16 protein-coding genes are annotated in these 26,737 nt (G+C 65.6%); 6 read left to right on the top strand and 10 right to left on the bottom strand.

What is annotated here, in order from left to right:
• Positions 1–5 precede the first annotated feature (5 nt).
• The 7 genes from LH128_RS24655 to LH128_RS24625 form a co-directional block, all read right to left on the bottom strand.
• Positions 6–647 carry a GntR family transcriptional regulator gene (locus LH128_RS24655; RefSeq protein ID WP_008832410.1) on the bottom strand — a complete coding sequence of 214 codons (642 nt, stop codon included), beginning with the start codon at positions 645–647 and terminating at the stop codon, positions 6–8.
• A 163-nt stretch (positions 648–810) separates the two neighbouring features.
• Positions 811–2,208, bottom strand: coding sequence for an efflux transporter outer membrane subunit (locus LH128_RS24650; RefSeq protein ID WP_008832409.1), 1,398 nt, complete (start codon positions 2,206–2,208; stop codon positions 811–813).
• A gap of 165 nt (positions 2,209–2,373) precedes the next feature.
• Positions 2,374–5,556, bottom strand: a complete 3,183-nt coding sequence (locus LH128_RS24645; protein ID WP_008832408.1) for an efflux RND transporter permease subunit — start codon at positions 5,554–5,556, stop codon at positions 2,374–2,376.
• 258 nt (positions 5,557–5,814) lie between these two features.
• Positions 5,815–7,083: an efflux RND transporter periplasmic adaptor subunit gene (locus tag LH128_RS24640; RefSeq protein WP_008832407.1), complete on the bottom strand. Its 1,269-nt coding sequence runs from the start codon at positions 7,081–7,083 to the stop codon at positions 5,815–5,817.
• Positions 7,080–7,472, bottom strand: a complete 393-nt coding sequence (locus LH128_RS24635; RefSeq protein ID WP_008832406.1) for a hypothetical protein — start codon at positions 7,470–7,472, stop codon at positions 7,080–7,082. The genes LH128_RS24640 and LH128_RS24635 overlap by 4 nt, the downstream gene beginning before the upstream one ends.
• A gap of 536 nt (positions 7,473–8,008) precedes the next feature.
• Entirely contained in the window at positions 8,009–8,632 is a 624-nt protein-coding gene (locus LH128_RS24630; RefSeq protein ID WP_036525008.1) for a TetR/AcrR family transcriptional regulator, read from the bottom strand.
• Between the two features lie 283 nt (positions 8,633–8,915).
• A complete protein-coding gene (locus LH128_RS24625; protein ID WP_008832404.1) occupies positions 8,916–10,430 on the bottom strand; it encodes an acetyl-CoA hydrolase/transferase family protein in 1,515 nt (504 codons plus the stop codon).
• A 112-nt stretch (positions 10,431–10,542) separates the two neighbouring features.
• On the opposite strand from LH128_RS24625, the gene LH128_RS24620 reads away from it, so the two are divergent.
• The 5 genes from LH128_RS24620 to LH128_RS24600 all read left to right on the top strand — a co-directional run bounded on the left by LH128_RS24620 (position 10,543) and on the right by LH128_RS24600 (position 21,415).
• On the top strand, positions 10,543–11,412 hold the full coding sequence (locus LH128_RS24620) for a LysR family transcriptional regulator (RefSeq protein WP_036525011.1): 870 nt from the start codon (positions 10,543–10,545) through the stop codon (positions 11,410–11,412).
• A gap of 344 nt (positions 11,413–11,756) precedes the next feature.
• Positions 11,757–16,805: an Ig-like domain-containing protein gene (locus tag LH128_RS24615; RefSeq protein ID WP_008832402.1), complete on the top strand. Its 5,049-nt coding sequence runs from the start codon at positions 11,757–11,759 to the stop codon at positions 16,803–16,805.
• Between the two features lie 56 nt (positions 16,806–16,861).
• Positions 16,862–18,076 carry a TolC family protein gene (locus LH128_RS24610; RefSeq protein ID WP_155986209.1) on the top strand — a complete coding sequence of 405 codons (1,215 nt, stop codon included), beginning with the start codon at positions 16,862–16,864 and terminating at the stop codon, positions 18,074–18,076.
• Between the two features lie 50 nt (positions 18,077–18,126).
• Complete coding sequence (locus LH128_RS24605; RefSeq protein WP_008832400.1) at positions 18,127–20,235, top strand: type I secretion system permease/ATPase; 2,109 nt, start codon at positions 18,127–18,129, stop codon at positions 20,233–20,235.
• Positions 20,225–21,415 carry an HlyD family efflux transporter periplasmic adaptor subunit gene (locus tag LH128_RS24600; protein WP_008832399.1) on the top strand — a complete coding sequence of 397 codons (1,191 nt, stop codon included), beginning with the start codon at positions 20,225–20,227 and terminating at the stop codon, positions 21,413–21,415. The genes LH128_RS24605 and LH128_RS24600 overlap by 11 nt, the downstream gene beginning before the upstream one ends.
• A 3-nt stretch (positions 21,416–21,418) precedes the next feature.
• Here the strand turns inward: LH128_RS24600 and LH128_RS24595 are convergent, their stop codons facing one another.
• Together LH128_RS24595 and LH128_RS24590 are read right to left on the bottom strand one after the other, a co-directional pair.
• On the bottom strand, positions 21,419–22,951 hold the full coding sequence (locus tag LH128_RS24595) for an MDR family MFS transporter (RefSeq protein WP_008832398.1): 1,533 nt from the start codon (positions 22,949–22,951) through the stop codon (positions 21,419–21,421).
• A gap of 199 nt (positions 22,952–23,150) precedes the next feature.
• Positions 23,151–24,044 carry a pirin family protein gene (locus tag LH128_RS24590; RefSeq protein ID WP_036525302.1) on the bottom strand — a complete coding sequence of 298 codons (894 nt, stop codon included), beginning with the start codon at positions 24,042–24,044 and terminating at the stop codon, positions 23,151–23,153.
• Positions 24,045–24,191: 147 nt separating this feature from the next.
• Between LH128_RS24590 and LH128_RS24585 the strand changes: the two genes are divergently transcribed.
• On the top strand, positions 24,192–25,118 hold the full coding sequence (locus LH128_RS24585) for a Rossmann-like and DUF2520 domain-containing protein (RefSeq protein WP_008832396.1): 927 nt from the start codon (positions 24,192–24,194) through the stop codon (positions 25,116–25,118).
• Here LH128_RS24585 and LH128_RS24580 read toward each other — a convergent pair.
• The gene (locus tag LH128_RS24580) at positions 25,075–26,706 is read right to left on the bottom strand and encodes a Na+/H+ antiporter (protein ID WP_008832395.1); all 1,632 of its coding nucleotides are present in this window, start codon (positions 26,704–26,706) and stop codon (positions 25,075–25,077) included. The genes LH128_RS24585 and LH128_RS24580 overlap by 44 nt on opposite strands.
• Positions 26,707–26,737: the final 31 nt, after the last annotated feature.

The raw sequence follows: 26,737 nt of genomic DNA, 5'->3' as shown, positions 1-26,737 counted from the left end.
GGCAATCACCCCTCCGCAGGCTCCAGCCTGGCGTGAAGCGCGCGGCGGATATGCGCCGTCATCAGCGCTTCGGCCCAATCGGGATCGCGCTGGCCGAGTGCGGTGGTGATCTCGACGTGCTCGCGGTAGCTGCGCAGGAGTTGCTCGCGGCTGTAGGCACGCACCGTCTGCTGGACGACCGGCTGCAGCACCAGCTTGCCGAGCAGCGCGGCGAGGCGGTCGGAGGCCGCCGTCTCCAGGATCAGCGCGTGAAAGCGGGCATTGGCGGCAAGGTAGGCAGGCAGGTCGAAATCGAGCGCCTCGATCACCGTACGCATGGCCTCGTTCGCGGCGTTCAGACCAGCGATGACGCTTGTGTTTGCCCGGCTGGCGGCACGGCGGACGGCGTAGGCTTCAAGCATGCCGCGAAGGACGAAGACCTCCTCGAGATCGTCGTTGTTCCATTCGGCCACGAAGGAGCGCTGGCTGTCGGTGCGGCGCACGAAAAGCTCGGCCTCAAGTTGTCGGATCGCGGCGCGGACGGGGGTGCGCGAGACGCCGCAGAGCGCCGCCAGCTCCTCTTCCTTGAGCTGCGTGCCGGGGGGGAGTTCGCCCGAGAGAATGCGGCTGCGCAACTCTTCATAAGCCTGATCGCTGGCTTTCGACACCTCGAACCTTCCTGCATTCGGCGGCACCCAGAGGGGGGCTAACGGCACCCAAAGGGGGGCATGGCGCAACCGGGCAGTCCGGAAAGGACCGCTTCAAAGCGCCATGCCCCCCTTGCAATGATACGCCAGCCGGGCCGTGCGTGAAAGCTCTTTGTATACTAAACTACCAGCGCCCTCCCAGCGCGCGGAACAGATCGACTTGCGCGAAGGCCACCTCGCGTTTTGCGGCTGCGGAATCCGCTTCGGCGCTGGCAAGGGTGCGCTGGGCGTCGAGGACATTGAGGGCATCGATCTGACCCCGGCTCTGGCGGGCGAGGCTGACGTTGGCTGCGCGGTTCGCCGCATCGCGCGAGGCGGCGAGGCGTTCCTGCCGGAGCAGGGCGTTGCGGTAGGCGGACAATGCGGTTTCCGTTTCGCCCAGCGCCGTCAGCACGGTGCCGTCGAAGGTGGCGAGATCGGCCTTGGCGTCGGCCTTGCTTTCGTTGATGCGGGCGCGGATCGCTTCCTGGTTGGGGAAGGCCCACGAAATCAGTGGGCCCAGCAGCCAGCGCAGCGGGCCGCCGCCGAACACGTCGGTCGCGCCGACCGTCGTGGTGCCGATCGAGCCGCCCAGCGTGATGCGCGGGTAGAGGTCCGCCGTCGCCACGCCGATGCGCGCGGTGTCGGCGGCAAGGCGGCGCTCGGCGGCCTTCACGTCGGGGCGGCGGGCGAGGAGCGTGGCGCCGTCACCGACCGGGATGGGGGTGGCGACATTGGGGGTGGTGTCGCGGGCGATGACGCTGTCGGGCAGGTCCTGCGGGGTGCGGCCGGTCAGCACGGCGATGCGGAACAGGGCGGCGTCGCGGCGGGCCTGCAAGGTCGGGATGGCGGCCGCCTGTGCCTCGCGCAGTTGGGTGACGCGGATGACGTCGAGCTTCTGGTTGAGGCCGCGTTCGAAGCGGGCGTTGGTGATGCGTTCCGAGCGGGCGAGCAGGTCCACGGTGCGCTGGGCGACGTCGATCTGTTCGTTGGCGCTGGTGGCATCGACATAGGCGCGCACGGTATCGGCGACCACGGTGACGCGCACCGCGTCGGCGTCCTCCTGCGCGGCGGCGAGGTCCGCGCGCGAGGCTTCGATACCGCGCTTGACGCGGCCGAACAAGTCCACCTCGTAGTTCACCGAGAGCCCGCCATCGACGCGGCGGCCTTCGCGGTCGTAGCCGGGGAGCACCTGGCTTTCCGACACGCGGCCGTACGTGCCGGTGGCGCTGAGGTCGGTGGAGGGCAGGCGGTCGGCGCGCGATCCGCGCAAGGTGGCGCGGGCCTTCTCGATGCGGGCGACGGCGACGCGGATGTCGGTGTTGGCGGCGAGCGCGTCGGTGACGAGGGCATTGAGCGCCGGGTCGTTGTAGAGCTTCCACCAGGTGTCGTCGGGCGCGGCAGTGGTGACGTCCGCGCTCTGCACGCCGACGAATGGGGCCTCGGCCGAAGCGGGCGGGGTGGGGGCCACATGGTCCGGCCCGACGGCGCAGGCGGAAAGGGCGGTGGCGGCGAGGAGGGCCGCTAAAGTCTGCTTCATCATCGGATATGTCCTGTGTCGATGAAATCGTGAGGTGGGCGCCGGGGCTTCGACAAGCTCAGCCTGAGCGGGTTGGGGGGATTCCGCGAAGCCTTAGGCGAGGGGATTGGGATAAGCCCAACCCCGCTCACCCTGAGCTTGTCGAAGGGCCTCAGCGCCGCCCTTGCGTTACTCAGCCGGAACCGCGTGGAGGTCCGCATGGTGCGGGCGGGGACGGCGGCGCAACTTTTCCGCCAGACCCCGGCACACCACGTAGAACGTGGGCGTGAATAGCAGGCCGAATCCGGTAACGCCGGTCATGCCGAAGAACACCGCCGTGCCCAGCGCCTGCCGCAGTTCGGCACCGGCGCCCTGCGCGATCACCAGCGGGACTGCGCCCAGGATGAACGCGAAGCTGGTCATCAGGATCGGACGCAGGCGGGTCTGCGCGGCGTAGACGGCCGCCTCGACGATGCCCATGCCCTGTTCCTCTTCGGCCTGCTTGGCGAATTCGACCACGAGGATCGCGTTCTTGGCCGCCAGCGCGATCAGCACGACGAGGCCGATCTGGGTGAGGATGTTGTTGTCCATGCCCCGCAGGTTCACGCCCGCCATGGCCGCGAAGAGGCACATCGGTACGATCAGCACGATCGCCAGCGGCAGAGTCAGGCTTTCATACTGCGCGGCCAGCACGAGGAAGACGAAGACCACGGCCATGCCGAAGACGATCGCCGCCGTGTTGCCCGCCGTCACCTGCTGGTAGGCGATGCCGGTCCACTCGAAGCTGTAGCCCGAAGGGAGCGTCTCGTTCGCGACCTTCTCCATGGTGGAGAGGGCTTGTCCGGTCGAGAAGCCCGGCGCCACGCTGCCGTCGACTTCCACGGCGGGGTGCAGGTTGTAGCGCACCACGCGGTAGGGGCCGGTCTTGTCCTGGAAGGTGGCGACCGAACCGATCGGCACCATCGCGCCGGAGTTCGAGCGGGTCTTCAGGTTGGCAAGGTCGGCGATCGAGCCGCGGCTGCCCTGATCCGCCTGCGCGGTGACGCGGAAGGTGCGGCCGAGCAGGTTGAAGTCGTTCACGTAAGCCGAGCCGAGGTAGACCTGCAGCGTCTCGAACACGCGCTCGGGCGGGATGCCGAGCATGTCGGCCTTGCGGCGGTCGATGTCGGTGAAGACGCGCGGGGTGTCCTGGTTGAACAGGGTGTAGACCTGGCTCAAGTCCTTCTGCTGGTTGGCCTTGCCGATCACGCCGCCCGCCGCCTTGGCGAGTTCGGTGTAGCCGCGACCTTCGTTGTCCTCCACGATCATGCGGTAGCCGCCCGGGGGGACGATGCCGTTGATGGTCGGCGGCGGAATGACGAGGACCATGGCCTTGTCGTAGCCCTTGAGCGCTTCCTGCGCCTGCGCCATGATTTCCGCGCCGGTCACGCCTAGTTCCTTGCGCTCCTCGAAGCTCTTGAACGGGAAGTAGATCGCGGCCGAATCCGGCGATGCGGTGCGCGAGGGGCCGTGGAAGCCGGCGAACATCACCGCGCCGCGAATGCCCTTGATCGGCAGGAGACGCTTGGCGATGTCCTTGGTCACTTCATCCGTCCGCTCCAGCGAGGAGCCCGAGGGCAGGAACGCGGCGGCAAGGAAGTAGCCCTGGTCCTGCTGCGGGATGAAGCCGGTCGGCGTCGCCCAGAACAGGCCCACGGTTCCGGCGATGAGGGCGGCATAGGTCGCCATCATGCGCGTGGGGGCCTTGACCAGACGCAGGGTGAGGCGCGCGTAGCTGGCGCTCATGCGGTCGAAGCCGTGGTTGAACTTGTCCGCACCCGACTGGAGCGCGCGGCGCCAGCGCGGGGCTGCGGGTCCGACCCGCTCCTTGTGCTTGAGCAGCAGCGCGGCCATCGCGGGCGAGAGCGTCAGCGAGAGCACCAGCGAGATGACCGTGGCGGTCGAGATCGTCACTGCGAACTGCTTGTAGAACTGGCCCGAGATGCCGGTGATGAACAGCGTCGGCACGAACACCGCGCAGAGCACCAGTACGATCGCGACCAGCGCGCCGGACACTTCGTCCATCGAGCGGCGGGCGGCTTCGAGCGGGGTCAGCCCCTCCTCGATGTAGCGCTCCACGTTCTCGACCACGACGATCGCGTCGTCGACGACGATGCCGATGGCGAGCACGAGGCCGAACAGCGAGAGGTTGTTGAGCGAATAGCCCACCGCCATCAGCATGATCGCGGTGCCGACCAGCGAGACCGGGATCGCGAGGATCGGAATGATCGCCGCGCGCCAGTTCTGCAGGAACACGAGGATGACGAGGACGACGAGGATCACCGCCTCGAACAGCGTGTGGTACACCGCGTCGATCGACTGGCCGATGAACTCGGTGGGGTTGTAGATCACCGAGTATTCAAGCCCCTTGGGGAACTTGGCCTGCATGGCGTCCATCTCGGAACGCACCAGCTTGGCGGTTTCGAGCGCGTTGGAGCCGGGGCGCTGCATCACCGCCATGACGACGGTAGGGTTGCCCGAAAGGTATGTGTTGGTGGTGTAGTCCTGCGCGCCCAGTTCCACGCGGGCGACGTCGCGCACGCGGACCTGATGGCCGTCCGCATCGGTGCGCACAATGATGTCGGCGAACTGCTGCGGCTCGGTCAGGCGGCCCTGTGCCTCGACGCCGATCTGGTAGGCGTTGCCCTTGTCGAACGGGGGCGCACCGATGGCACCCGCCGAAATCTGCACGTTCTGCGCGCGCAGGGCGGCGACGATCTCGCCTGCCGTCAGGTTGAGCTGCGCGGCGCGGCCCGGATCGATCCAGATGCGCATGCCGTAATCGCGAGCGCCGAAAGTCTGGACGTCGCCCACGCCGTCGAGACGGGCGAGGCGGTCCTTCACTTGCGTCAGCGCATAATTGGAGATGTAGTCGCGGTCGTACGTGCCGTCGGGCGACTGCAGGTTGACCACCATCAGGAAGTCCGGGCTGGCCTTCTTGGTGACCACGCCCATCGAGCGCACCGCGTCGGGAAGACGCGGCTCGGCGATGGCGACGCGGTTCTGCACCAGCACCTGCGCGGCGTCGAGGTCGGTGCCGATCTTGAAGGTGACGGTGATCGTCACCTTGCCGTCGCCGGTCGACTGCGAGTCCATGTAGAGCATGTTGTCGACGCCGTTGATCTCCTGCTCGATCGGAGCGGCGACGGTGTCGGCGACGGTCTCGGCCGACGCGCCGGGATACTGCGCGTTGACCGTGACGGTGGGGGGGACGATGTCCGGGTACTGGCTCACCGGCAGGCCGATGAACGCGATGGCGCCGACGATGGTGATGATCACCGCGACGACGCCCGCGAAGATCGGACGGTCGATGAAGAAGCGGGAAAGTCGCATTGGGAGTGCCCCTGATGGGCGCGCGTCAGTCCGGGCTGCGGGCGGTGTGCCTGCAACTTGGGAAGCCGGGCGCGCCGGTTGGCGCGAAAGTCGGGTAAGCGGAGCCCCGGCGCCCTTTGCTGGGGACGCATGGGTTCCGCGCAAAAACTCCCGTCATCCCCGCGAAGGCGGGGACCCATCTGATGCCCGTTCGACAGGCACCGGCAGGAGATGGGTTCCCGCCTTCGCGGGAATGACGGGTCTGTTACTGTGCAGTCATCAGTTGAACGTCGCCTGCGCCGCCGCCGGCTCGGCCGGCGCCGGAGCGCTTTCGACCTTGCCGCGCTCGATCCGGCCCACCTTGGTAGTCACCTTGGTGCCCGGGATCGCCGCCTGGTAGTTGGAAACGATCACCGAATCGCCCGCATCCAGCCCGGAGCGGATCACGCGCAGGTCGTCCACCAGCGGCCCGACCTCGACCGGCTTGGCGGCGACGGTGCCGTCCTTGCCAACGACCATCACCACCTTGCGGGTCTGGTCCGAACGCACGGCGGCGTCGGGAACCAGCGTCGCCTTGACGGTTCCGCCATTGGCGAGGCGCATGTTGCCGAACATGCCCGGCGTCAGGAAGCCGTCCTTGTTGTCGAGGCTGGCGCGGATGCGGATGGTGCCGGAGCTGGGGTTCAACCCGTTGTCGGTGAAGTCCAGCTTGCCCTTCCAGCGATAGGCGGCTTCGTCCTGAAGACGCACCTCCACGTCGGAAGTGGCGCCCTTGGCCTTGTCGCGCTGCGCCTTGAGGAACAGCGATTCAGAGGCGTCGAAGGTGAAGTAGATCGGGCTGACGGCGTTGATCGTGGTCAGCAGCGTGGCGTTCGCCCCGGCATCGCCCGAGACGAGGTTGCCCGCGTCCACCCGGCGATCCGACACGCGGCCCGAGATCGGCGCGCGCACGGTGGCGAATTCCACATCGAGGCTGCGCGAACGCACCCGCGCCTGAGCCGCCGCAAGAGCAGCCTCGGCGGCACGGACGCGCGAGCGCAGGTTGTCGACTTCGCTGGCGGCCATCGCCTCGTCCCCGGTCAGACCGGCGACGCGGGCATAGTCCGAACGGGCGAGCGCGAGGGTGGCGCTGGCCGAAGCCGCATCCGCCCGCGCTTCGGCGAGCGAGGCGGCGTAAGGGCGCGGATCGACCACGAACAGCGCCTGTCCGGCCTGCACGTAGTCACCGTCCCTGAACAGCACCTGGGTAATGGCGCCCGAGACGCGCGGACGCACTTCGACCGTCTTGCTGGGGGCGAAGCGGCCGACATAGTCGTCCCACTCGGTGACGTCCTTCACCAGCGGATGGGCCACCTGCACCAGTGCGGGCGGGGGTAGGGCAGCGGCGGGTTCGGTGCCGCCGATGAACTTCCAGCCAAGCCCGGCGACCGCGACGAGCGCCAGCGCGCCGATGGCGATCTGGGCACGTCGTGATCCGGTGCGCTGCTCGGTGGTCTGTTCGCCGGAAGCGTATTCGGAGGGGATTTCGAGTTTGGTCGCGACTGTCACGCGGCGATGCTCCGGAAGGGGGCGCGGGTGCGCCCGATGGTGTCGATGACGGCGCCGATCTTGGCCTCGGACCAGCCTGCTGCGCGGGCTTCCTTCAGCGCCGAGACCGGCAGGGTGTAACCATGGTGCCAGGCGCGCACGGCCAGACGGCGCAGCGCTTCGAGGCGTTCGTTCGCCAGCGTGGGCGAAGGCGGCGTGGGGCCAAGGACGAAGCGCAGGAACCAGCCGCGCTTGCGCGCCGGTTTCAGCGACTGCATCCCGTCGGTCCGCGCAAGAGCGAGGATGCGCCGCTCGGTAAGGGTCAGCGTCTCGCTGGCGGTGTTGGCCGAAGGGGCCAGCGAGATGGGCAGCGCCTGCAGCGCTGCATCGGAGAAGTCGATGAAGGCCATATCCGTGCTCCTGCGTAAGTAGGGCGAGTTCAGGTGTGCCCCGGCACGCACCCCGGGACAGGGGGGAAGGGTGCGCGCCGGAGCGGCTTCCGGCTTGGGGCAGCCGGAAGGGTGCGGGTAAGGCTCTCCCGTCGCCGGACACGCGAATGTCCAGTCGTCGGCACGAGCCGGATGTGTGTCATCGAGCCGCTTCCCGGGAGGGAGTGCAGCTGTCAGGCGGCCGGTCGGGACCGGTCGGTGATGGGAATACCCGAGGCCGGGGGGAGGCGATTCGGGCGGTTCGTTTCTATACCAAGCGGTATATATTCAGGTCCGGGTCACGTCAAGCAGGTTTCTGTACCGACCGGTAAATTAGGACTCTGAAGAGGGTTTCAAGAGGCTGAACGCCCGTTGAACGAATTTTTTCCGCAAGTGCGAAGGCCCACCTCGCTGCGACTACGCCCTGCGGGCCAAGTCTCGCGACCCTCCCGCATGCGGGAGGGTGAAATGGTGCGCTATACTTCTCCCCTCCCGCTTGCGGGAGGGGTTGGGTTGGTTCAGCGCCCCGGCCACATCGCCAGGAACGTATCCGCAGTACCCTGCAGCTCTTCCGGCCCGGCGCCGCCCTGTGCCTTGACCGAAAGGCCCTGCAGCACCGTGGTGAGGCAGCCCGCGAGCTTGGCGGGGCAGACGCTGTCGGGCAGGTCGCCCTCATCGCGAGCCTGTTCGAAGCGCTTGATGACGGCGGCTTCCGAAGAGGCGCGGCGCTTGATCACGTCGGCGCGGATCGAGTCCGCCTCAGGCGTGCAGGCCACGGTGCTGATCACGCCGAGGCAGCCGTGAGGGTCCTTCTCGCCGCAATGAGTCGCCAGTGCGCCGGTCAGCAGCCGCTCGGCCACGCCGCGCGCGGTCGGCGCTTCGAGCGCCTTCCCCATGTAGGCCAGCTTGTCGCGCTCGTAGAGGTCGAGCGTCTTCTTGAAGAGCGCTTCCTTGTTGCCGAAGCAGGCATAGAGGCTGGGCTTGGTGATGCCCATGGCCTCGGTCAGCTCCGCCATCGAGGCGCCTTCGTAGCCGCGCGTCCAGAACACCCGAAGCGCGGCTGCAAGAGCCTCGTCGGGGTCGAATTCGCGGGGACGGCCCCGGGCGGCTGGGGGCACCGCAGTTGGTGCTGAGCATTTCATACCGGGCGGTATATAGGTTGGGGGTCGGGCAGAGTCCAGTGTGACGGGACTGTCATTTTGGGTAGCCTTCAAGGTCATGGTTGAAGGCGCGGTAACCGATAAAAGCTGTCGTCACCCTGAATTCCATGCGCCGGGATGCCGGGGCAAGTTCGTGTGCTGCATAACCTCAGTCATTCCCGCGAAGGCGGGAACTCATCTCCTGACGCTTCATGTCGCACCGTCATCAGTTGGGTCCCCGCCTTCGCGGGGATGACTGAAATGGTTTGGCTTCAATACGTTCCACTCACCCCGGAAGCATTGTGCCCGTATCGATGAACCGCTGGTGCCACGACAGCGCCTCGCTCGGCAGCGACGGCGCGTGTCGGCCATAGCTGCCGTGGTAGGCGCGGTCGTAATAGTCGCGCAGCGCGTCGCGGTACATCGGGTGCGCGCAGTTCTCGATCACCAGCGCGGCGCGCTTGCGCGGGGTCAGGCCGCGCATGTCGGCAAGGCCCTGCTCGGTGACCAGCACCGCCACGTCCTGCATGATGTGATCGACATGCGCCGCCTGCGGCACGATCGCGGAAATCGCGCCGCCCTTCGCCGTGGAGGGCGTCATGAAGATCGAGACATAGGCATTGCGCGCGAAGTCGCCCGAGCCGCCGATGCCGTTCTGGATACGGCTGCCCATCACGCACGTCGAATTGACGTTGCCGTAGATGTCCGCCTCGATCAGCCCGTTCATTGCGATGCAGCCGAGGCGCCGGATCAGTTCGGGGTGGTTGGAGATTTCTTGCGGGCGCAGGATCATCCGGCTGGCATAGCGCGCCATCTCGGCATTGATCCGCTCGGCCGCCTCGGGGCTGAGCGAGAACGCCGTGGCGGAGGCCACACGTAGTTTGCCCGCGTCGATGAGGTCCAGCATGCCGTCCTGGATCACCTCGGTGTAGGCCGTCAGATCGTCGAACGGGCCATTGACGAGGCCGGTCAGCACGGCGTTGGCGATGTTGCCGACACCCGACTGCAGCGGTAGCAGCGATGCGGGCAGGCGGCCCTTCGCCACCTCATGGCTGAGGAACTCGATGATGTGGTCGGCGATCTTCAGGGCGCTGGCATCGGGCGCGGTGAACGGCAGGTTGCGGTCGGGCGCGTCGGTCTCGACGATGGCGACGATCTTGGCGGGATCGCACTGCAGCGTGGCCTGGCCGATCCGGTCGTCGGGGCGGACCAGCGGGATCGGCACGCGGGCAGGGGGCAGCGCGGTGCCGTAATAGATGTCGTGCATCCCCTCCAGCGCCGGGTTCTGCCACGCGTTGACCTCGAGGATCACCTTGTCGGCACGGTCGAGCCAGGTCTTGTTGTTCCCCACCGAGGACGAGGGAACCAACGAGCCGTCCGGCCGGATCGCGGTCACTTCCACCACCGCGACGTCGAGGGGGCCAAGGAACCCCTGCCACGCCATCGGCGCCACTTGCGACAGATGCATGTCGAGGTAGTCCATCTCGCCCTTGTTGATCCGTTCGCGCGCGATCGGGTCGGAGTTGTAGGGCAGGCGCAGTTCGATGCCATCGGCCTTGGCCAGCGCGCCGTCGAGTTCCGGGCCGGTCGAGGCGCCGGTCCAGACCTTCACCCGCATCGGGCGACCGGCGGCGTGCTCGTCCTCGATCCGCGCGGCCAGCGCCATCGGCACCGCCTTGGGATAGCCGGAGCCGGTGAAGCCGCTCATGCCCACGGTCTGGCCGTGATGGATAAGCGCGGCGGCGTCGGCTGCGGACATGACCTTGGAACGCAGGTCGGCGCGGGCGATACGATCTGTCATGGGATGCCTCTCAATCTCGGTGACTTTCTGGGGGCCGCCGCTCCCATTCGATCCGTGCGTGTGTGAAGACAATATATCAAATATGCACACCACTTGTGCTATATACGTTCAGATGAGTGACCTGATCCGATCCTTGCGGCTATTCGTGCGCCTGAACGAAGAGGGCAGTTTCTCGGCGCTGGGCCGCCGCCAGAACCTCAGCCATACCACGATTGCGCGGGCGATCAGTGATCTGGAACAACATTTCGGCGTGCGCCTGTTTCAGCGCACCACGCGCAGCCAGGCGCTGACGGCGGATGGGGAGCGACTGCTGGAGCACGCGGTGGCGATTCTCGATCAGGTAGGGCTGGCCGAAGCGGACCTCGTGGGAGCGGTGGCGGCGCGCGGACTGGTGCGCGTGGGCGTAACGACGGCGCTCGGCTTCCATTACGCGCAGCGGCTCGGAAGCATCGCGGCGCAGCATCCCGATTTGATGATCGAACTGCTCGTCGCCGACTGGCGCGATGCGGCAGACCACGGTGGTCTGGACCTGTGGCTTTGGGTAGGAGACGGGAGAAACGCCGCCGGAAGCACGCTGCTGGGGCAGCTTCCGCGCGTGCTGGTCGCCGCGCCGGACTATGTCAAGCGTCATGGTGTGCCTGTGACGGCCGGTGAACTGAAGCAGCATCAGTGCCTGACATATGGCTACGCGGCGCGGCCGGCGCCATGGTCGATCGACGGCCGCGAACTCGAGGTGTCGGGTTTTCTGCGCGCCAATTCCAGCGAGGCAGTACTGCGCGCGACGCGAGGGGGACTTGGCATCGGGCTGTTGCCGCGCATCCAGGTCCAGGAAGACATCGAGCGTGGCCTCCTGAAGCAGATCATGCCTGATGCGGATATTCCGTCCATCCCGGTGATGCTCGCCAACGGCTTTCGCGGCATGCGCATGCCGATGCGTGCGCGTGTAGTGATGGACTTCCTTGAGACGGATTTTCCAATCTGACGCATGCCTCAAGAAGAAAGCATTCTGGTCCTTCAATGCGCTTTAAGTTGATAATGTATCTTATGTAAAATAACGAATGACTGATCGGAGGCTGGTCATCAGCCGACCCTCAAGCCGGACCTGCAGTAGATGGGATCGAGTTGGTCGAGCACGGCAAGCTCCTTGCAGGAATTGCATCCGTTATAGACCTCGAGAGCGCACCAAACTTTTCCCTAAGCCTCTAAAGCATTTGGTTCCCGGATATTTCCCTCGAAATCGGAGGGGAACGCAATTGGCGAATCCCGGCGCGTGATTATTCCCTAGCCTGTACGGAGCGCCAGCATGCTCTGCGCGGGAGGTGCACAATGCCCGTTGAGGCCAAGATCTCGTCCGACCTGTCCGGCGTGCGCATCGCCCCTGTCCAAGCCGTGGAAGGTTCGGTTTCGGTCGCCCCTGGCAGCAGCATCGCCCTGAACGTGGCACCCGAAGCGGTGACCGGCTTCAGCCGCGAAGGCACGGACCTCCTGGTGCACCTGCGAACTGGCGAAACCGTGAGAATCGCGAACTTCTACGTCGATCCATCCCGGTTCTCGCAACTGATGCTGGTCGAGGAAGATCACCTCGTGGCCGCGGACGTAGCGCAACTATCCGGCAGCAGCCTTGCCACGCCTGCCTACGTCCCGATGGATGTCATTGCCGGATTTGCCGCTCCGCCTGCGACCGAAGCCGCCGGCATGGTCGCCGGAGCGGCGTCCGGCGCCGGTCTGGGCGCGGGCGTGATCGTTCCGCTTGCGGTGCTCGGTGGCGGCGGACTCATCGCGGTCGCGGCAGGCGGCGGTGGGGGCAATCGCGGCGGCAACGATACGCCGACGACACCTCCCGACACGACCGCGCCGGCCGCACCGAGCAATCTCGTCGTTTCGGCAGCCGGAGACCGCCTCACGGGGCGCGCGGAGGCCGGAGCTACGGTGCTGGTCGATACCGATGGCGACGGAACGGCGAACTACACGTCGATCGTCGGTGCCGACGGCGCTTTCACGGTTGTCCTGGCACCGGCACTCGTCAATGCGGAGCCGATCAGCGTCACTGTCCGCGATGCCGCCGGAAATGTCGGTCCGGCGGCGGGCACGAACGCGCCTGATCTCACTCCGCCCGAGAACGCCACGCAACTCGGTGTCGCGGCGGACGGCACCGGAATCACAGGCACCGGCGAACCCGGAGCGACCGTCACCATCGACATCGATGGTGACGGCGAGCCCGACTACACGGCGACGATCGCCGCCGATGGAACATTTTCGGTCCTCTTCGCTGCTCCCGTCGACAATGGGCAGCCGATCACGGTCAGGGTCACCGACGCGGCGGGCAACATGAGTGACGCGGCGACCGTCCGGGCGCCCGACCTGACTCCTCCACCGGCCACTGCCCCCACCATCGCCCCCAGCAACGGTACCGCGTTGACCGGCACCGCCGGAAGCGGCATCGCGGTTATGCTCACGGATGCCGCAGGGCATACGGTCGGTCAGGCTACGATCGCGGCAGACGGAACATGGTCATTCACTCCGCAACCGCCGCTGACCAATGGGACTGTGATCCGCGTCGCAGCGGTGAACCTGGAGGGGCAGGCTGGCCCGGCGGCCAGCATAACCATCGACTCCCTCGCTCCCGACGCTCCGACCCTTTCACCAAGCAACGGCACCGAGATCGGCGGTAAGGCCGAAGCCGGAACCACCATCTTGGTCACCGATGGCAGCGGTACGCCGCTTGGGCAGGCAATCACCGGCATTGACGGGGCTTGGTCGATGACGCCCGCCAATCCGGTTCCCGATGGCACGATACTGATCGCGATTGCGCGCGATGCCGCAGGCAACAGCAGCCCTCCAACCAGCACCGCCGTCGATGCGATGGCGCCCCCGGCCCCGACATTGGCGCCGCCCAATGCGACGACGGTGTCCGGCACTGCGGAGCCCGGGGCAACTCTGATCCTGTCCGACGGCAACGGCGATCCGATCGGAGAGACGAGCGCCGATAGCGACGGGAACTGGACTTTCACGCCGTCGCCGCCGCTGGCAGATGGAAGCACCGTCGTGGTGGCTGCGCGCGATGCGGCGGGCAATGTCGGTCCTTCGACCAGCGCTGCGGTCGATGCCACTGCGCCTGCGGCTCCCGACATTGCCCCATCCAAAGGTGACGTGATTTCCGGCACCGGCGAGTTGGGCGCAACGGTGGTCCTCACCGACGGCAGCGGCAATTCCCTCGGCCAGACGGTCGTAGGCACAGGTGGAACCTGGACCTTCACGCCGGGATCTCCGCTGCCCGACGGCACCAGCGTCAATGCCGTGGCTCGCGATGCGGCCGGCAACGAAAGTGCTTCCGATAGTATCGTCATCGATGCCGTTTCTCCCGCAGCACCCGAAATCGCACCGACCAACGGCACGGTGATATCCGGCACCTCCGAGCCCGGAGCCCTCATCCTGCTCACCGCCGGCAATGGCGATCCCATCGGCCAGACGCTCGCCGAGGCAGACGGGAACTGGAGCTTCGTTCCCGGCCCCCCCTTGGCGGACGGCACGGGAGTCAGCGCCACCGCCCAGGATGCCGCGGGAAATGCCAGCCCCGCATCTACCACGACGGTCGACGCGATCGCTCCAGACGCGCCGAGCATAGATTCCACCGACGGCAATGCGCTCACCGGCACGGCTGAGCCTAATACGGTTGTCACCCTGACCGATGGCGACGGCAATCCGATCGGAGACACGAGTGCCGATGGCGGCGGAAACTGGAGCTTTACGCCCGGCGCTCGGCTATCGGACGGCACTGTCGTGACCGCCACGGCACGAGATGCGGCAGGCAACGTCAGTCCCGCATCGACTACGACGGTGGACTCCACTGCCCCAGCCGACCCCACGATCGATCCCACCAACGGCTCGCTCGTCACCGGCACGGCGGAACCGAATTCGACCGTGGTGCTGATGGACGGGACGGGCAATACATTTGCCGCCTTCTCGCCGCAGGCGAGTCCGGGCGGCTTCACGGTATTCGCAGCCTCGTCTGCGGTTCCCGATTATGGCTTGCCGCTTGGACAGGTTACGACGGATCCGCAGGGCAACTGGACGTTCACCCCCCTGCTCCCCTTGCCCGATGGCACGGTGGTCATCGCGGTATCGGTCGACGCCGCAGGCAATGTAAGCGGACCGGTCAGCACCACCGTGGACGGCGTGCCACCGGCGATTCCGACCATCGACCCGACGACCGGTGCGCTGCTGGAGGGCAATGCCGAACCGGGGGTGACGCTCCTGCTCAGCGATTCGCTGGGCAATCCGATCGGAGAAACGACCGCGGACGACAATGGCGACTGGACTTTCGTACCCACCCTCGCCTTGCCGCACGATACCGTCGTGGAGGTCGTCGCCGTCGATGCGGCCGGTAACACCAGCCTTCCGGCCAGCACGGTGGTCGATGCCGTTGCGCCCGTCGCACCGATCATCGCCGCGAGCAGCGGCGACGTCCTTACCGGGACGGCCGAACCCGGTACGACCATCATCCTGACGGACGGGCTGGGTATCCCGCTGGGCGAGGCCATCGTCGATCAAAACGGCGGCTGGATCTTCACGCCATCCACGCCCCTTCCCGATTCCACGGTGGTCGAGGCATTCGCCATCGATGCCGCAGGCAATATCAGCCCGGTATCCACCGTCACGATCGATGCGACCGCTCCTGACAGCCCTGTCCTGACGCTGGTTTCGGGCGGTGAACTTCTGCTCATATCAGCGGAACCAGGCGTTACCGTTCGGGTCGTGATCGATGGGGAAACGGCCAATCCAATACAAGTCACGGTCGATGGCAACGGTAACTTCAGCCTCCCGTTGCTCACCCCGTTGATCGCCAACGAGACCGTGAGCGCCATTGCCATCGACGCCGCGGGAAACCAGAGTTTGCCCACGGTCCTGATCGCCCCCGACATCGCGCCCTTGACGATAGCCGTGGTCGAGGCGGACGACGGCTACATCAACGCGAACGAGGCGGCAGACGGCATCCAGGTCGAAGTCACGCTCAGACCGACGATGCAGGCCGGGCAGCAGATCACGGCCGCGCTGAACGGCCAGGGCGGATATCAGGCGCAAGCCACCCATGTCCTGTCGGTGGGCGACATACTGGCCGGGGTCGTCGTCCTCACGATCGCGCCCGCAGGTGGTTTTCCCGAGGGAGCATCATCCGTATCGGCCAGCATCGGCGGAGGAGATGGGGCATCGCCCGTCAACTTCGTGATAGACACGAGCCCCCCCGCAACGCCCGTCCTGTCGCTGTTGGCCAGCGCTCTGACCATATCCGGCGAGCCCGGCTCGCAGTTGACGGTCACGGCGACCGTGGGCGGATTGACAACCAATACCGTGGTCACAGCCGACAACAGCGGCCTGGCTTCGCTCAACCTGTTGACGGACCTTGGCATTCGGCTCGACTGGGCGCAGTTGCTCGACGCTCGGATCTCCGTCACCAGCGAAGATCCGGCCGGCAACACGAGCAGCGTGGCGACGATCGATGTCGCGCCCAACATCGAAGCGCCGCCGACTATCGGAGGCTTCGGTCTGGCCGTCAGCCTCAACCCGCTCAACCCCCAATTCGGCATAAGCGGTACGACCGAGCCCAACTCCACGGTGGTGATCCGGGTCGTCACTCCGGTGCTCAACGTTGAATTGCTGCCCCTTACCGCCGATGGCAGCGGCCATTTCACGCTCAATCTCCTGAGCCCGGCCATCCTGACCCAGTTGGGCCTGAACGTTACGGACATCCTCAATCTTGGCTCCCAGATATCGTTGGGAATGGTGGCCACCGATCCGCAAGGGCATGAGAGCGCGATCTACGGCTTGTCCCTCAGTCCCAATGGCCTGTCCCTGAACCTGGGACAAATCGATGTGAACGGCTCGCTGGCGGACGACATCATATCGGGCACAACCGGGGCGGAGCACATCAACGGCAACAGCGGGAACGATCTCGTCCTGAACGTCGGCGCAGGCGATCACGTGCTGACCGGTCCGGGGCACGACACCGTCGAAGTGCTGGCCACCAACTTCTCCACCATCGACGGCGGTGCCGGGTTCGATACGATCCTGCTCGGGAACGGCATCGATCTCGATTACGGAGCGCCGGGGGTCGGCACGCTGTCGAACATCGAGCGCATCGATCTCGGCACGGGCGACAGCGGTAGCGTGTTGACCCTGACGGCGTCGGAAGTCAGCGCAATCACCGATGCGGGACACACCCTGCAGATAACCGGTGAGTCCAACGACGTGCTGAACATCACCGGTGCCGTCGACACCGGATCGACGCAGACGCTCGATGGCCTCGTATACGACGTCTATACATTCGGGGTGAGCACCATTCTGGTCGAGGACAACACAGTCCAGGTCGTCGTGTGAGGGCAGCGGGGGGAGGCTGCGCAGATGCTCTGTTCGTTCTTGGCATGATCGCTTTCATGACCGTTTGCCCAGCTCTGCGGCGGGCGGAGGCCATGACGGTGGAGGAAGCCGTAGCTGCCGCGATAGCGCGTCATCCGGCGCTCTCCGCGGCAGCGTCGGAGGTGAAGGCCGCGCATACCGAGGTGAAAGTGGCGCGATCCGGATACCTCCCGTCGATCTCCGCATCGGGTGGCCCACAGGAAGTGTCGACGGAGAAATGGGCTTATGAAGTGACCGCTGCGCAGATGGTCCACGACTGGGGGCAGACGCGCAGCAGGACCGACGGCGCGCGGGCGGCCGAACGGCAGGCCCGCGCAGAATGGTCGATGACACGCGACGAAGCGGTCCGAGACGTGATCGAAACCTACCTCGATGTCGTGCTGGCGCGCCTGCAGCGCGAAGTCGATCTCGCGCAGATTTCGACGCTCGAGGATCTGTCGCGCATGACCGGCATGCGGGCGGATGGCGGATATGCCGATCGCAGCGAGCCGGACCGGGCGCAACTCGAACTGGCCCGCGCGCATCAAAGGCTGGCCAGCGATGACGGACAAGCCGCCAATGCCGGTGCGCAGTTCGAAACGCTTGTCGGAACGCCCCCCGGACATCTGGAGCAGCCCGTACCGGCCTCGATGGTCCGGCGTATCGAAACGCAGAATATCGATACGCTGATCGACGAGGCTCCCGCCTTCCGCAAGGCGCTCGAGGAAACGCACTACGCCCGGGCCCAGTTCGACGATGCCCGCTCGTCGATACTGCCGCGCGTAAATCTCGAGGCGACTGCGCTCAGTCGTGAGATCGGCGGCAGGATGGCAAGCGATGCGGTCGTCGCACTGCGCCTGCGCATGACGCCGCTACAGGGCCTTTCGTTATTTGACCGGGCCGATGCAGCAAGGCAGCGCGTGAACGCCGCACAATTGAAAGAGGCCGCGGTTCGGCGCGATATCGCGCGCGAGCTGCGCAACCTGATGACGACGGCAACCGCGCTCGAGCAGCAGGCACAGGCACTGCGCGCCCAGGTTTCGGATGCCGGCAACCTGAGCGGCCTCTATCGCGAGCAGTTCGAGGTCGGTCGCCGCGACATCGTCGATCTCGTGACGATCCAGCGCGAGCATTTCGATGCCCGGCGATCGCTCAACGAAGTCATGCTGCAAATGGCCAGGACTCAATATCGGATAGCGGCACAGCTGGGCCGGCTGTCCGATCTGGTCGCTTTGCCGCCGGAACTGCCGTGACGGATGCCGGGCCAGACAAATGCGGATCATCGCCGCGCAGGCAGGATAGCTTGCGGGCAGGCCTGGTCCTCCTCGCGGCCGTGCTGGGGCGGCATACCAGCGTGGCCGAACTGGGCGACGGGATGCCGCTCGTCGATGGCACTATACCTCTGGACATGGTGCCAAGGGCCATGCGGCGGCTCGACATAGCCGCGCAGGTCCGGCGCTGCGATCTCGATCTGCCGAGTTATCTGCTACCGGTCCTGTTGTTACTCAAGGACGGGAACAGCGTGGTTCTTGCCGGGCGGGAAGGTGACGTGGCGCTCCTGCTGTTGCCCGATGCGGATGGCGGCATGCAGCGAATACCTGTGGCCGAGCTGGCGGTATTGCACACAGGCATCGCGGTCTTCGCCAAGCCGCGCTTCAAGTCGGAGCCCCGGGCCGCCGCATTTGCGTCCACCGATGGTCGGCATTGGTTCTTTGGTGCACTGAGACGGTATCGCCGTGCTTATCTGGAAGTGGCTCTCGGCGCGATGATGGCCAACCTGCTCGCCATCGCGACGGCCATTTTCGCGATGCAGGTCTACGACCGGGTCGTGCCCAATTCGGCGTTCGATACCCTCTGGATACTTGCGAGCGGGGTCGTCATCGCCATCGTGCTCGAAACTATGCTGCGTTATATGCGCGGGCATCTTCTCGATGCGATGGGCAAGAGCCTGGACCTGAACCTGTCGACACAGCTGTTCGCGCGCGTGCTGCAGACGAGACTTGCCGCCCGCCCCGCCTCGCTTGGAGCCTTCACCAGCCAGATCCGCGAGTTCGAAGGCGTCCGCGAATTCTTCACCTCGTCCAGTGCAGCCATCGCCAGCGACCTGCCATTCACGCTCATATTTCTCACGATCATCGCGCTGATCGGCGGCCCGGTCGTCGTCGTGCCGATTGCTACCGTCCTGCTGATGGTGCTGCCCAGCCTCCTCATGCAGGGCCGGCTTGCAGACCTTTCGCGCAGGAACCTGCGGGAAGGTGCGATCAAGAACAGCATCCTCATCGAGGCGGTGGAGAACCTGGAGGCGATCAAGGCCGGGCGCGGCGAAGGGCGTGCCTTGCGCTTGTGGGAATCGCTGACCGCCCAACTCTCGGAAACTGCGCGGCACAGCCATTCGTTGTCGAGCGCGCTGACTTATGGCGCAGGAATGGTGCAGCAACTTTGCTACGTCGGCGTCGTCGCCTTCGGCGTGTACCGCATCGGCGAAGGGGCGATGACCGTCGGCGCGCTCGTCGCATGCTCGTTGCTTGCGGCAAGGGCCGTTGCGCCGATGTCGCAGGCTGCGGGAATACTGGCACGATGGCAACATACCCGGGTCGCGCTCGAAGGGCTGGACCAGCTCATGGCCGCTGCGGTCGAGCGCCCCGGGAACCGTGTATTCGTCCGCGCAGAGCGATTGCGGGGACGGTTCGTCCTGACGGACGCCGCGGTTCGATACGACGACGAACCGCCGGTGGTGAAAATCGCCGCACTCACCATCGCCGCCGGAGAGAAAGTGGCGATACTGGGCGGGAATGGCGCCGGAAAATCGACGCTGCTGCGCCTTCTGTCGGGCCTTGGCGACGCGACGTCGGGCACCGTCATGCTCGACGGGATGAACCTTGCCCAGATCGACCCTTCGGATCGGCGGGCGGCAATCGGCTTCCTGCCGCAGGACATCGCCCTGATGCAGGGCTCGCTGCGAGAGAACCTCAATCTCGAGGGCCGCGCCATATCGGATGCGGAGATCTTCACGGTTCTCGACGATGTGGGGCTGGGGCGCTTCGTACGGGCCAATCCCATGGGGCTGGACCTGCCCCTGCTCGGCAACCGCAGTCTGTCCGGCGGACAACGACAGGCGGTGGGTCTTGCCCGGGTGATCCTGCAGGACCCGCAGATCGTGCTGCTCGACGAAGCGACGGCGTTCTTCGATCAGGCAGCCGAGGACCACCTGGTTACGCGCCTGCAACCCTGGCTGGGCGATCGCACGCTGGTCCTGACGACACACAAGCGTTCGATGCTGGCGCTGGTCGATCGCGTTATCGTCATGCGCGATGGCGGTGTGGTGATGGATGGCCCGATCGGCAGCGTCGTCTCCGGCAATCAGGTGGCCGCGCCCGAGCGCATGGCGGCGGGAGCGGCGCATGGCGGTTGAAACCTTCCCGGCACAAGGGTTCCACCGCGAACCGGACGATCCATTCCAGACCGGCCCGCATCCCCTGTTTCGCCCCTTGTTGTGGGCAGTAATGGCCAGCATCGTGATCGCCATCGTGTGGGCATCCCTTGCCCGTATCGACGAAGTCACGCGCGGTGAAGGAAGAGTCGTCCCGGTCAGTCGCATGCAGAAGATCCAGAGCCTGGAGGGCGGCATTCTGGCAGACCTTCTGGTCGGCGAAGGCGATATCGTGGCCCGGGGGCAGTCGCTGGTCCGGCTCGATCCCACGCATTTCAGGACCTCCTACGAAGAATCAGCGAGCCAGGCGGTCGTTCTCAAAGCCGCGATAGCCAGGCTTCAGGCGGAAGTGCTCGGCAAGGGTTCGATCAGCTTTCCTCCACAGGTCCAGGCCGATGACGCGCTCGTCCGTTCCGAGCGCGAACTGTTCGCTTCCCGGCGCAGCAAACTGGAGGAAGGGCGGCGCACCCTGCAGCAGCAGATTTACATCGCGCGAGGGCAATTGGCCATCGTGCAGCCTCTGACCGCCCGCAAGGTCGTCAGCGAGATGGAGGCGCTCAAACTGCGGCAGGACATCGCGACTTATACCGGCAAGCTGGTCGAACTCGAAAACACCTATGCGCAGGAGGCCTATACCGAACTGGCCAACAAGCAGGCCGAGTTGAGCGCCGTCACCCCGATCGTCCAGCAGCGCGGCGATCAGCTGCGGCGCACCGAAATCCGTTCACCGGTACGGGGGCGGATCAATACCGTCCTGATCAATACGCGCGGCGGTGTGGTTCAACCCGGCGAGCCGATCATGGAAGTCACGCCGATCGAAGATCGCCTGTTGATCGAAGCACGGGTTCGCCCGCGCGACGTGGCGTTCCTGGTCCCCGGCATGCCGGCGAAAGTGAAGATCACGGCATACGACTATACCGTCTACGGCGACCTTAACGGGCGGGTCGAGCGCATCAGTGCCGATACCATCGAGGAGGAGACGGTGCGCGGCAAGGACGCCTACTATCAGGTCTTCGTCCGCACCGACGGCGCGCATCTCATGCGGGACGGCAAGGCGCTGCCGATCATTCCCGGCATGGTCGCCGAGGTGGATATCCTGAATGGAAAGCGCAGTGTTCTCAACTATCTGCTACGCCCCCTTCTCAAGGCACGTTTACATTGAGCATCAGGCCGCCGAACGTCGTTCCTCCGAGGTCTCTTCACACTCGACATGGCCGCTGATTTCCGACCCTGCATCCCTTGAAAAGCGCAGGTTCCAGATGGTGGCGGTGAGTGAGATCGCAGTGACGACCCAAAACGCTACCGAAAAATCGCGCAACGTCGGTGCTGAATTGCCATTGGCGATCATGGCAAGGTGCAACGCCATGGCCGCCACGCAAATGCCCAGAGACAACATCAATTGCTGGAACGTGGAATAGAACGCCGTCGCGCGGCTCATGTGCTGCTTATCGACACCATCATAAGCGATTGTATTATAAGCCGTGAACTGGAAGGACATGAAGAAGCCGCACAGCACCAGAACCGCGAACATCGCCCAGGTCGGCCAGGCGGGGCCGAACAGGCCGCAGATGGCATAGCCGCCGGTTGCGATCACCCCATTCCAGATCAGGGCACGGCGGAAGCCGAAACGGCGAAGAACGCGCTGCGCGAAGCTCTTCATCGCCAGCGAGCCGATCGCGGTGGCGACGGTGATCGTCCCGCTCTTCGCTGCGGTGAATCCAAGGCCCACCTGCATCATCAGTGGGAGCAGGAATGGCTGGGCACCTTGGGTAATGCGCGTGATCGATCCCGCAATGACCGAAAGGCGAAACGTCGGGTCACGTAGCAGTTCAAGGTCGAGGATGGCACCCTCGCGGTTGCGGGCATGGCGGACATAGAAGATGCCTGCGATCAGGCCGATAGCCACCAGCACTCCTGCCATGACGCTTTCGCCGGGACGGCTGACCATCTCGAAGCCGAAGAGCAGGCACCCTAGCGAAAGGCCACTGAGGATGAAGCCGGGCGTGTCGAAGCGGCCAGGCTCATCCTCGCGAATGTTGGCGATATAGCGACCGACCAGCCAGAAGCCCAGCGCCCCCATCGGCAGGTTGATGTAGAATATCCACCGCCAGTCCAGATAAGTCACGATGAACCCGCCCAGTGGCGGCCCCAGTATCGGGCCGATCAACGCGGGAACCAGCAACCACGACATTGCATTGACCATGTCGCGCTTGGCGACGGAGCGCAGCAGGACCAGTCGCCCGACCGGTATCATCATCGCCCCTCCCACGCCCTGCAGGAAGCGCGAGGCGACCATCATTTCCAGGGAGCGCGACTGCCCGCAGGCAAGGCTTCCCAGCACGAACAGCAGGATTGCGGTACGGAAAACCGTGCGCGATCCGAAGCGATCGGCCAGCGAACCGGAGGCGGGAATGAAGATCGCAAGCGCCAGCAGGTAGGACGTCAGCGCAACGCTCATCTCTTGTGGACGCACGGAGAAGTCCCGCGCCATGGTGGGAAGCGCCGTGGCCAGCACCGTCGCATCGACGAATTCCATGAACAGGGCTGATGCAATGATAAGCGCGACAAAACGGTAGTTTGCGCCGGACTCCGCAGGTCCTTCATCACGCGTCTTGGCCAGTGCTCCGGCCGCAGGAACGATCCCGTCCCGCACTTCGGCATTGACCGAGGCGATACCGCGCCGCCGCGGCCTCAACATGGGACCAGAGGGCAGCGGGCAAGAAGATACATGTTCAGCTTTCCGGGTTACGGACGAATGGGCCTCTCCAGTCCAAGGGCCGTCCATCGTGTCGCGGGCGTACCGGAACCCTTCATATAAGTGCGATGCGCCGTATTGAAACCCCTTCCCTTCGGAAAATGGCCCTTCGCGCCGCGCTTTCAGCCGATTTCCATCCGCGTCACGACATTGCCGGAGGCTTCAGAAACGGGTCGTCCGGCAGGGGGATGAATTCCTTATCGTCCGCGTCTGGCAGTTTCATGCGGCCGGCTTTCCAGTCCTCCGCAGCCTGACGAAGCCTATCCTTGGAAGATGAGACGAAGTTCCAGTAGAGGAAGCGCTCGCCGACCGGCTCGCCACCCAGCACCATCACGGTGGATCGTTCCACGGCGATTACACTGGATACGTCGGCGCCAAGAACCAGCATATTGCCCGCTTCGTAGCGGCTGCCATCGACTTCGACCGCCCCGGTAGCGACATAGACCGCCCGCTCCGCGTGGCCCGGCGGCACTTCGGCTCTCGCGCCTGCATCGAGGTCCAGATGTGCGTAGAACAACGGAGAATGCGTGCGCGCCCCGGCAGTAAGGCCGTAGGCGCTGCCTGCAATCAACTGGCCGCGCACGCCCGCTTCGCTCCATTGCGGAAGATCGTCTCCGGCGTGGTGAGAGAACGAGGGCGCCACTTCCTCGTCGCCTTCCGGCAAGGCGACCCAGGCCTGGATGCCGTGGAGATGATCGCCGACGGCGCGGGCCTTTTCGAACCGTTCGCTATGCGTAATGCCGCTGCCCGCCGTCATCCAGTTCACTTCCTGCGGGCGGATCGTCTGATGCGAGCCGACACTATCACGGTGCACGATCTCGCCGGAGAACAGATACGTCACGGTAGACAGGCCGATATGCGGGTGCGGCCGCACATCGAGGCTGCGATCGGCGCCTGCCGCGACGTCGAGCGGTCCCATGTGATCGAAGAACACGAACGGCCCGACCATGCGCCGTTTGGCGAAAGGCAGAACCCGGCCCACGTCCAGACCGCCGCCAAGGCTGCGCCGCCGTTGCTCGATCACCATTTCGATCATGTCGTCTCGCCCGTTGTTTTCCTTGCCCGGCCAGATATGCGGCATCGCCGAGGGCCGTGCAACTTGCGAGCCGACACGCTGGGTATTCCGCATTTTCCGAGTCATCAGGTGATCCCACCTGATTAGAAAATGCTTTAGGCAGTCGTCATGACTGTCACGCCCATAGCCGAACGGATCGGCATCGTCGGAACCGGACGCGTCGCGCAGGCCTTCGCGCTGGGACTGCGTGACCACTCGCGGTCCCAATTGCTACTTTGGGGGCGCAACCCCACGCGCGCGGTGCAAGCTGCGCGGCACATCGAGCGATGCGTGATCGCGGATAGCTTGAGCACCCTCGCTGCGACCTGCGATCTCATCGTCATCGCCGTTGCCGACGATGCGATCGAGATGGTGGCGGCAGAGATGGCGAGAGAGAGTCTGCCCGGCGCGCCCTTCGTCTGCCATCTCAGCGGAGGAAGCGGAACTGCCCCCCTCTCCTGCCTGCAGGCTATCGGCGCAAGGACGGCTGCGGTCCATCCCGCCATGACTTTCACCGGCGAGCCGCAGATCGAGGTCGAGCGCATGGCCGCCGCCCACTTCGCAGTGACCGGGTCGAGCCCGGCCGCGACGGTCACCGGAATGACACTCGTGCGCGCACTTGGCGGCGTGGCCGTAGAGGTCACCGATGCCGACCGGCCTCTGTACCATGCGGCATTGTGTCATGGGGCCAACCATCTGGTCACCCTCATTGCTGGTGCAGGCGACGCCCTGAAGCTGGCCGGTATCGCCGCGCCGGGGGCTTTTCTTGCCCCTCTGGTTCGCGCGGCGCTCGAAAACAGCCTCGATCGTGGACTGGCGGCTCTATCCGGGCCTGTGCTGCGAGGGGACGCGGGCACCATCGAGCGCCATCTCGACGTCATCGCCAGGGACGACCCCGCGCTGATGTCACCTTACCGCGCCATGGCGCTGGCAACGCTCGACGCACTAGGCGACCGAGGCGCGCAGGAGCGCAAGGAGCTTGAACGACTCCTCGCGCCCGGCCGGATCGATTTCAGCCTAGAAAGCGGGCTTCCGACAGATCCAGTTCGCGAGTGAGCTTGCGGGCGGTTTCGCTGCTGATGTTTCGCGCGCGAAGCAAGTGCGCAAGTGCCGCCCTCTCCGCCTTGACCCCGACGAGGCGGAAGTCGCGGAGCAGTCTGTCTCCGGTGCGCGCCTCTGCGGATTGGCGCTCGCTCAGGCCTTCGATGCGTTCGCGGTAGAGGGTCATCACCTGCCCCCCGGCATCCGCGAACAGATCGGCCTCGCCGTGGCTTTCGGCGAGGGCGTGCTGGTGCCGCTCGATCGCCTGGATCGCGGCTTGCGCGACTGCGATCCTGGCGGAATCCTCCTCCGCCTGACGCGCCGGTTCGGGCGGCATGGCCAATCCCTTGAGCAGGAACGGCAAGGTCACGCTTGCCAGTACCAGCGAAACGACGATCACCCCTGCGGCAAGGAAGATCGCAAGGTCGCGAGTGGGAAACGGCGTTCCGTCGTTGAGGGTCAGCGGCAAGGTCAGCACACCGGCCAGCGTGATCGCCCCGCGCACGCCCGCCACCGAGGTCGCGGCGATCAGGCGCCAGTCCGGCGTCTGCACGCCGACGCCGCGCTTGGCCTTGCGCAGGATCGTCAGCTTCAGCGATGCCCACACCCACACGAAGCGCAAGGTCGCCAGACCCGCGACGATCGCCAGCGTGTAGATCGCGAGCCACCAGGCCTCGCTATGTCCGGTTACCGCGACGGTCTGGCGCGCTCCGGCGAGGATGCCCGGCATTTGCTCGCCCAGCAGCACGAAGATGATGCCGTTAAGGGTGAACTGGATCATGTCCCACACCGAGTTGCGGCGCATCCGGGTAACCGCGAGAGCCTGCCGCGAAATCTCGGCATACGTCATCGTCACGCCCGCGCTGACTGCCGCGAGAATACCGGAAGCGTGGAAATGCTCGGCCAGCAGGTAGGAGCCGAAGGGGATCAGCAGGCTGACCAGGATCTGGGAGCCGGTGTCTTCTCCCCAGCGCTTCGTCACCCACGCCTTCACGCGCGTCACCACCAGCGTCACCGCGACACCGATGACGAGGCCGCCGCCCGCGACCCACAGGAAGTTGAGCGCCGCGCTTCCGGCCGAGAACGTGCCGGTCAAAGCCGCCGCCACCGCGAAGCGCAGGCAGACCAGGCCCGAGGCATCGTTGAGCAGCGATTCGCCTTCGAGGATGTGCATCATTCGCTTGGGGATCGGCACGCGGGCGGCAATGGCCGACACCGCGATCGGGTCGGTCGGCGAAACCACGGCGGCAAGCGCGAAGGCCACCGCCAGCGGCATCGCCGGGATCATCCAGTGGATCAGGAAGCCCATGCCGATCACGGTCATGAGCACGAGGCCAAGGGCCAGTTCCACCACCGTGGAGGCATCCTTGAACAATTCGTCCTTGGGGATGCGCCAGCCGTCAAGGAACAGCAGGGGCGGCAGGAACAGGAACAGGAACAGTTCGGGATCGAGTTCGACCCGATGCGATGTGGACATTCCGATCACACCGCCCAGCACGATCTGGACCAGCGGCGTGGGTATCGAGAACGGCATCATCCTCGCAACGGCACCGCTGACGACGACCGCCAGCAGCAGAAAAAGTACGATCGAAACTGTCTCCAAAACCTCACTCCATATGACTACCCGTGCAGTC

The organism is Sphingomonas sp. LH128 (assembly GCF_000293195.2).
GTDB lineage: Bacteria > Pseudomonadota > Alphaproteobacteria > Sphingomonadales > Sphingomonadaceae > Novosphingobium > Novosphingobium resinovorum_A.
Note: the sequence above shows the minus strand (reverse complement) of the source record. Positions and strands in the feature narration are given on the sequence as shown.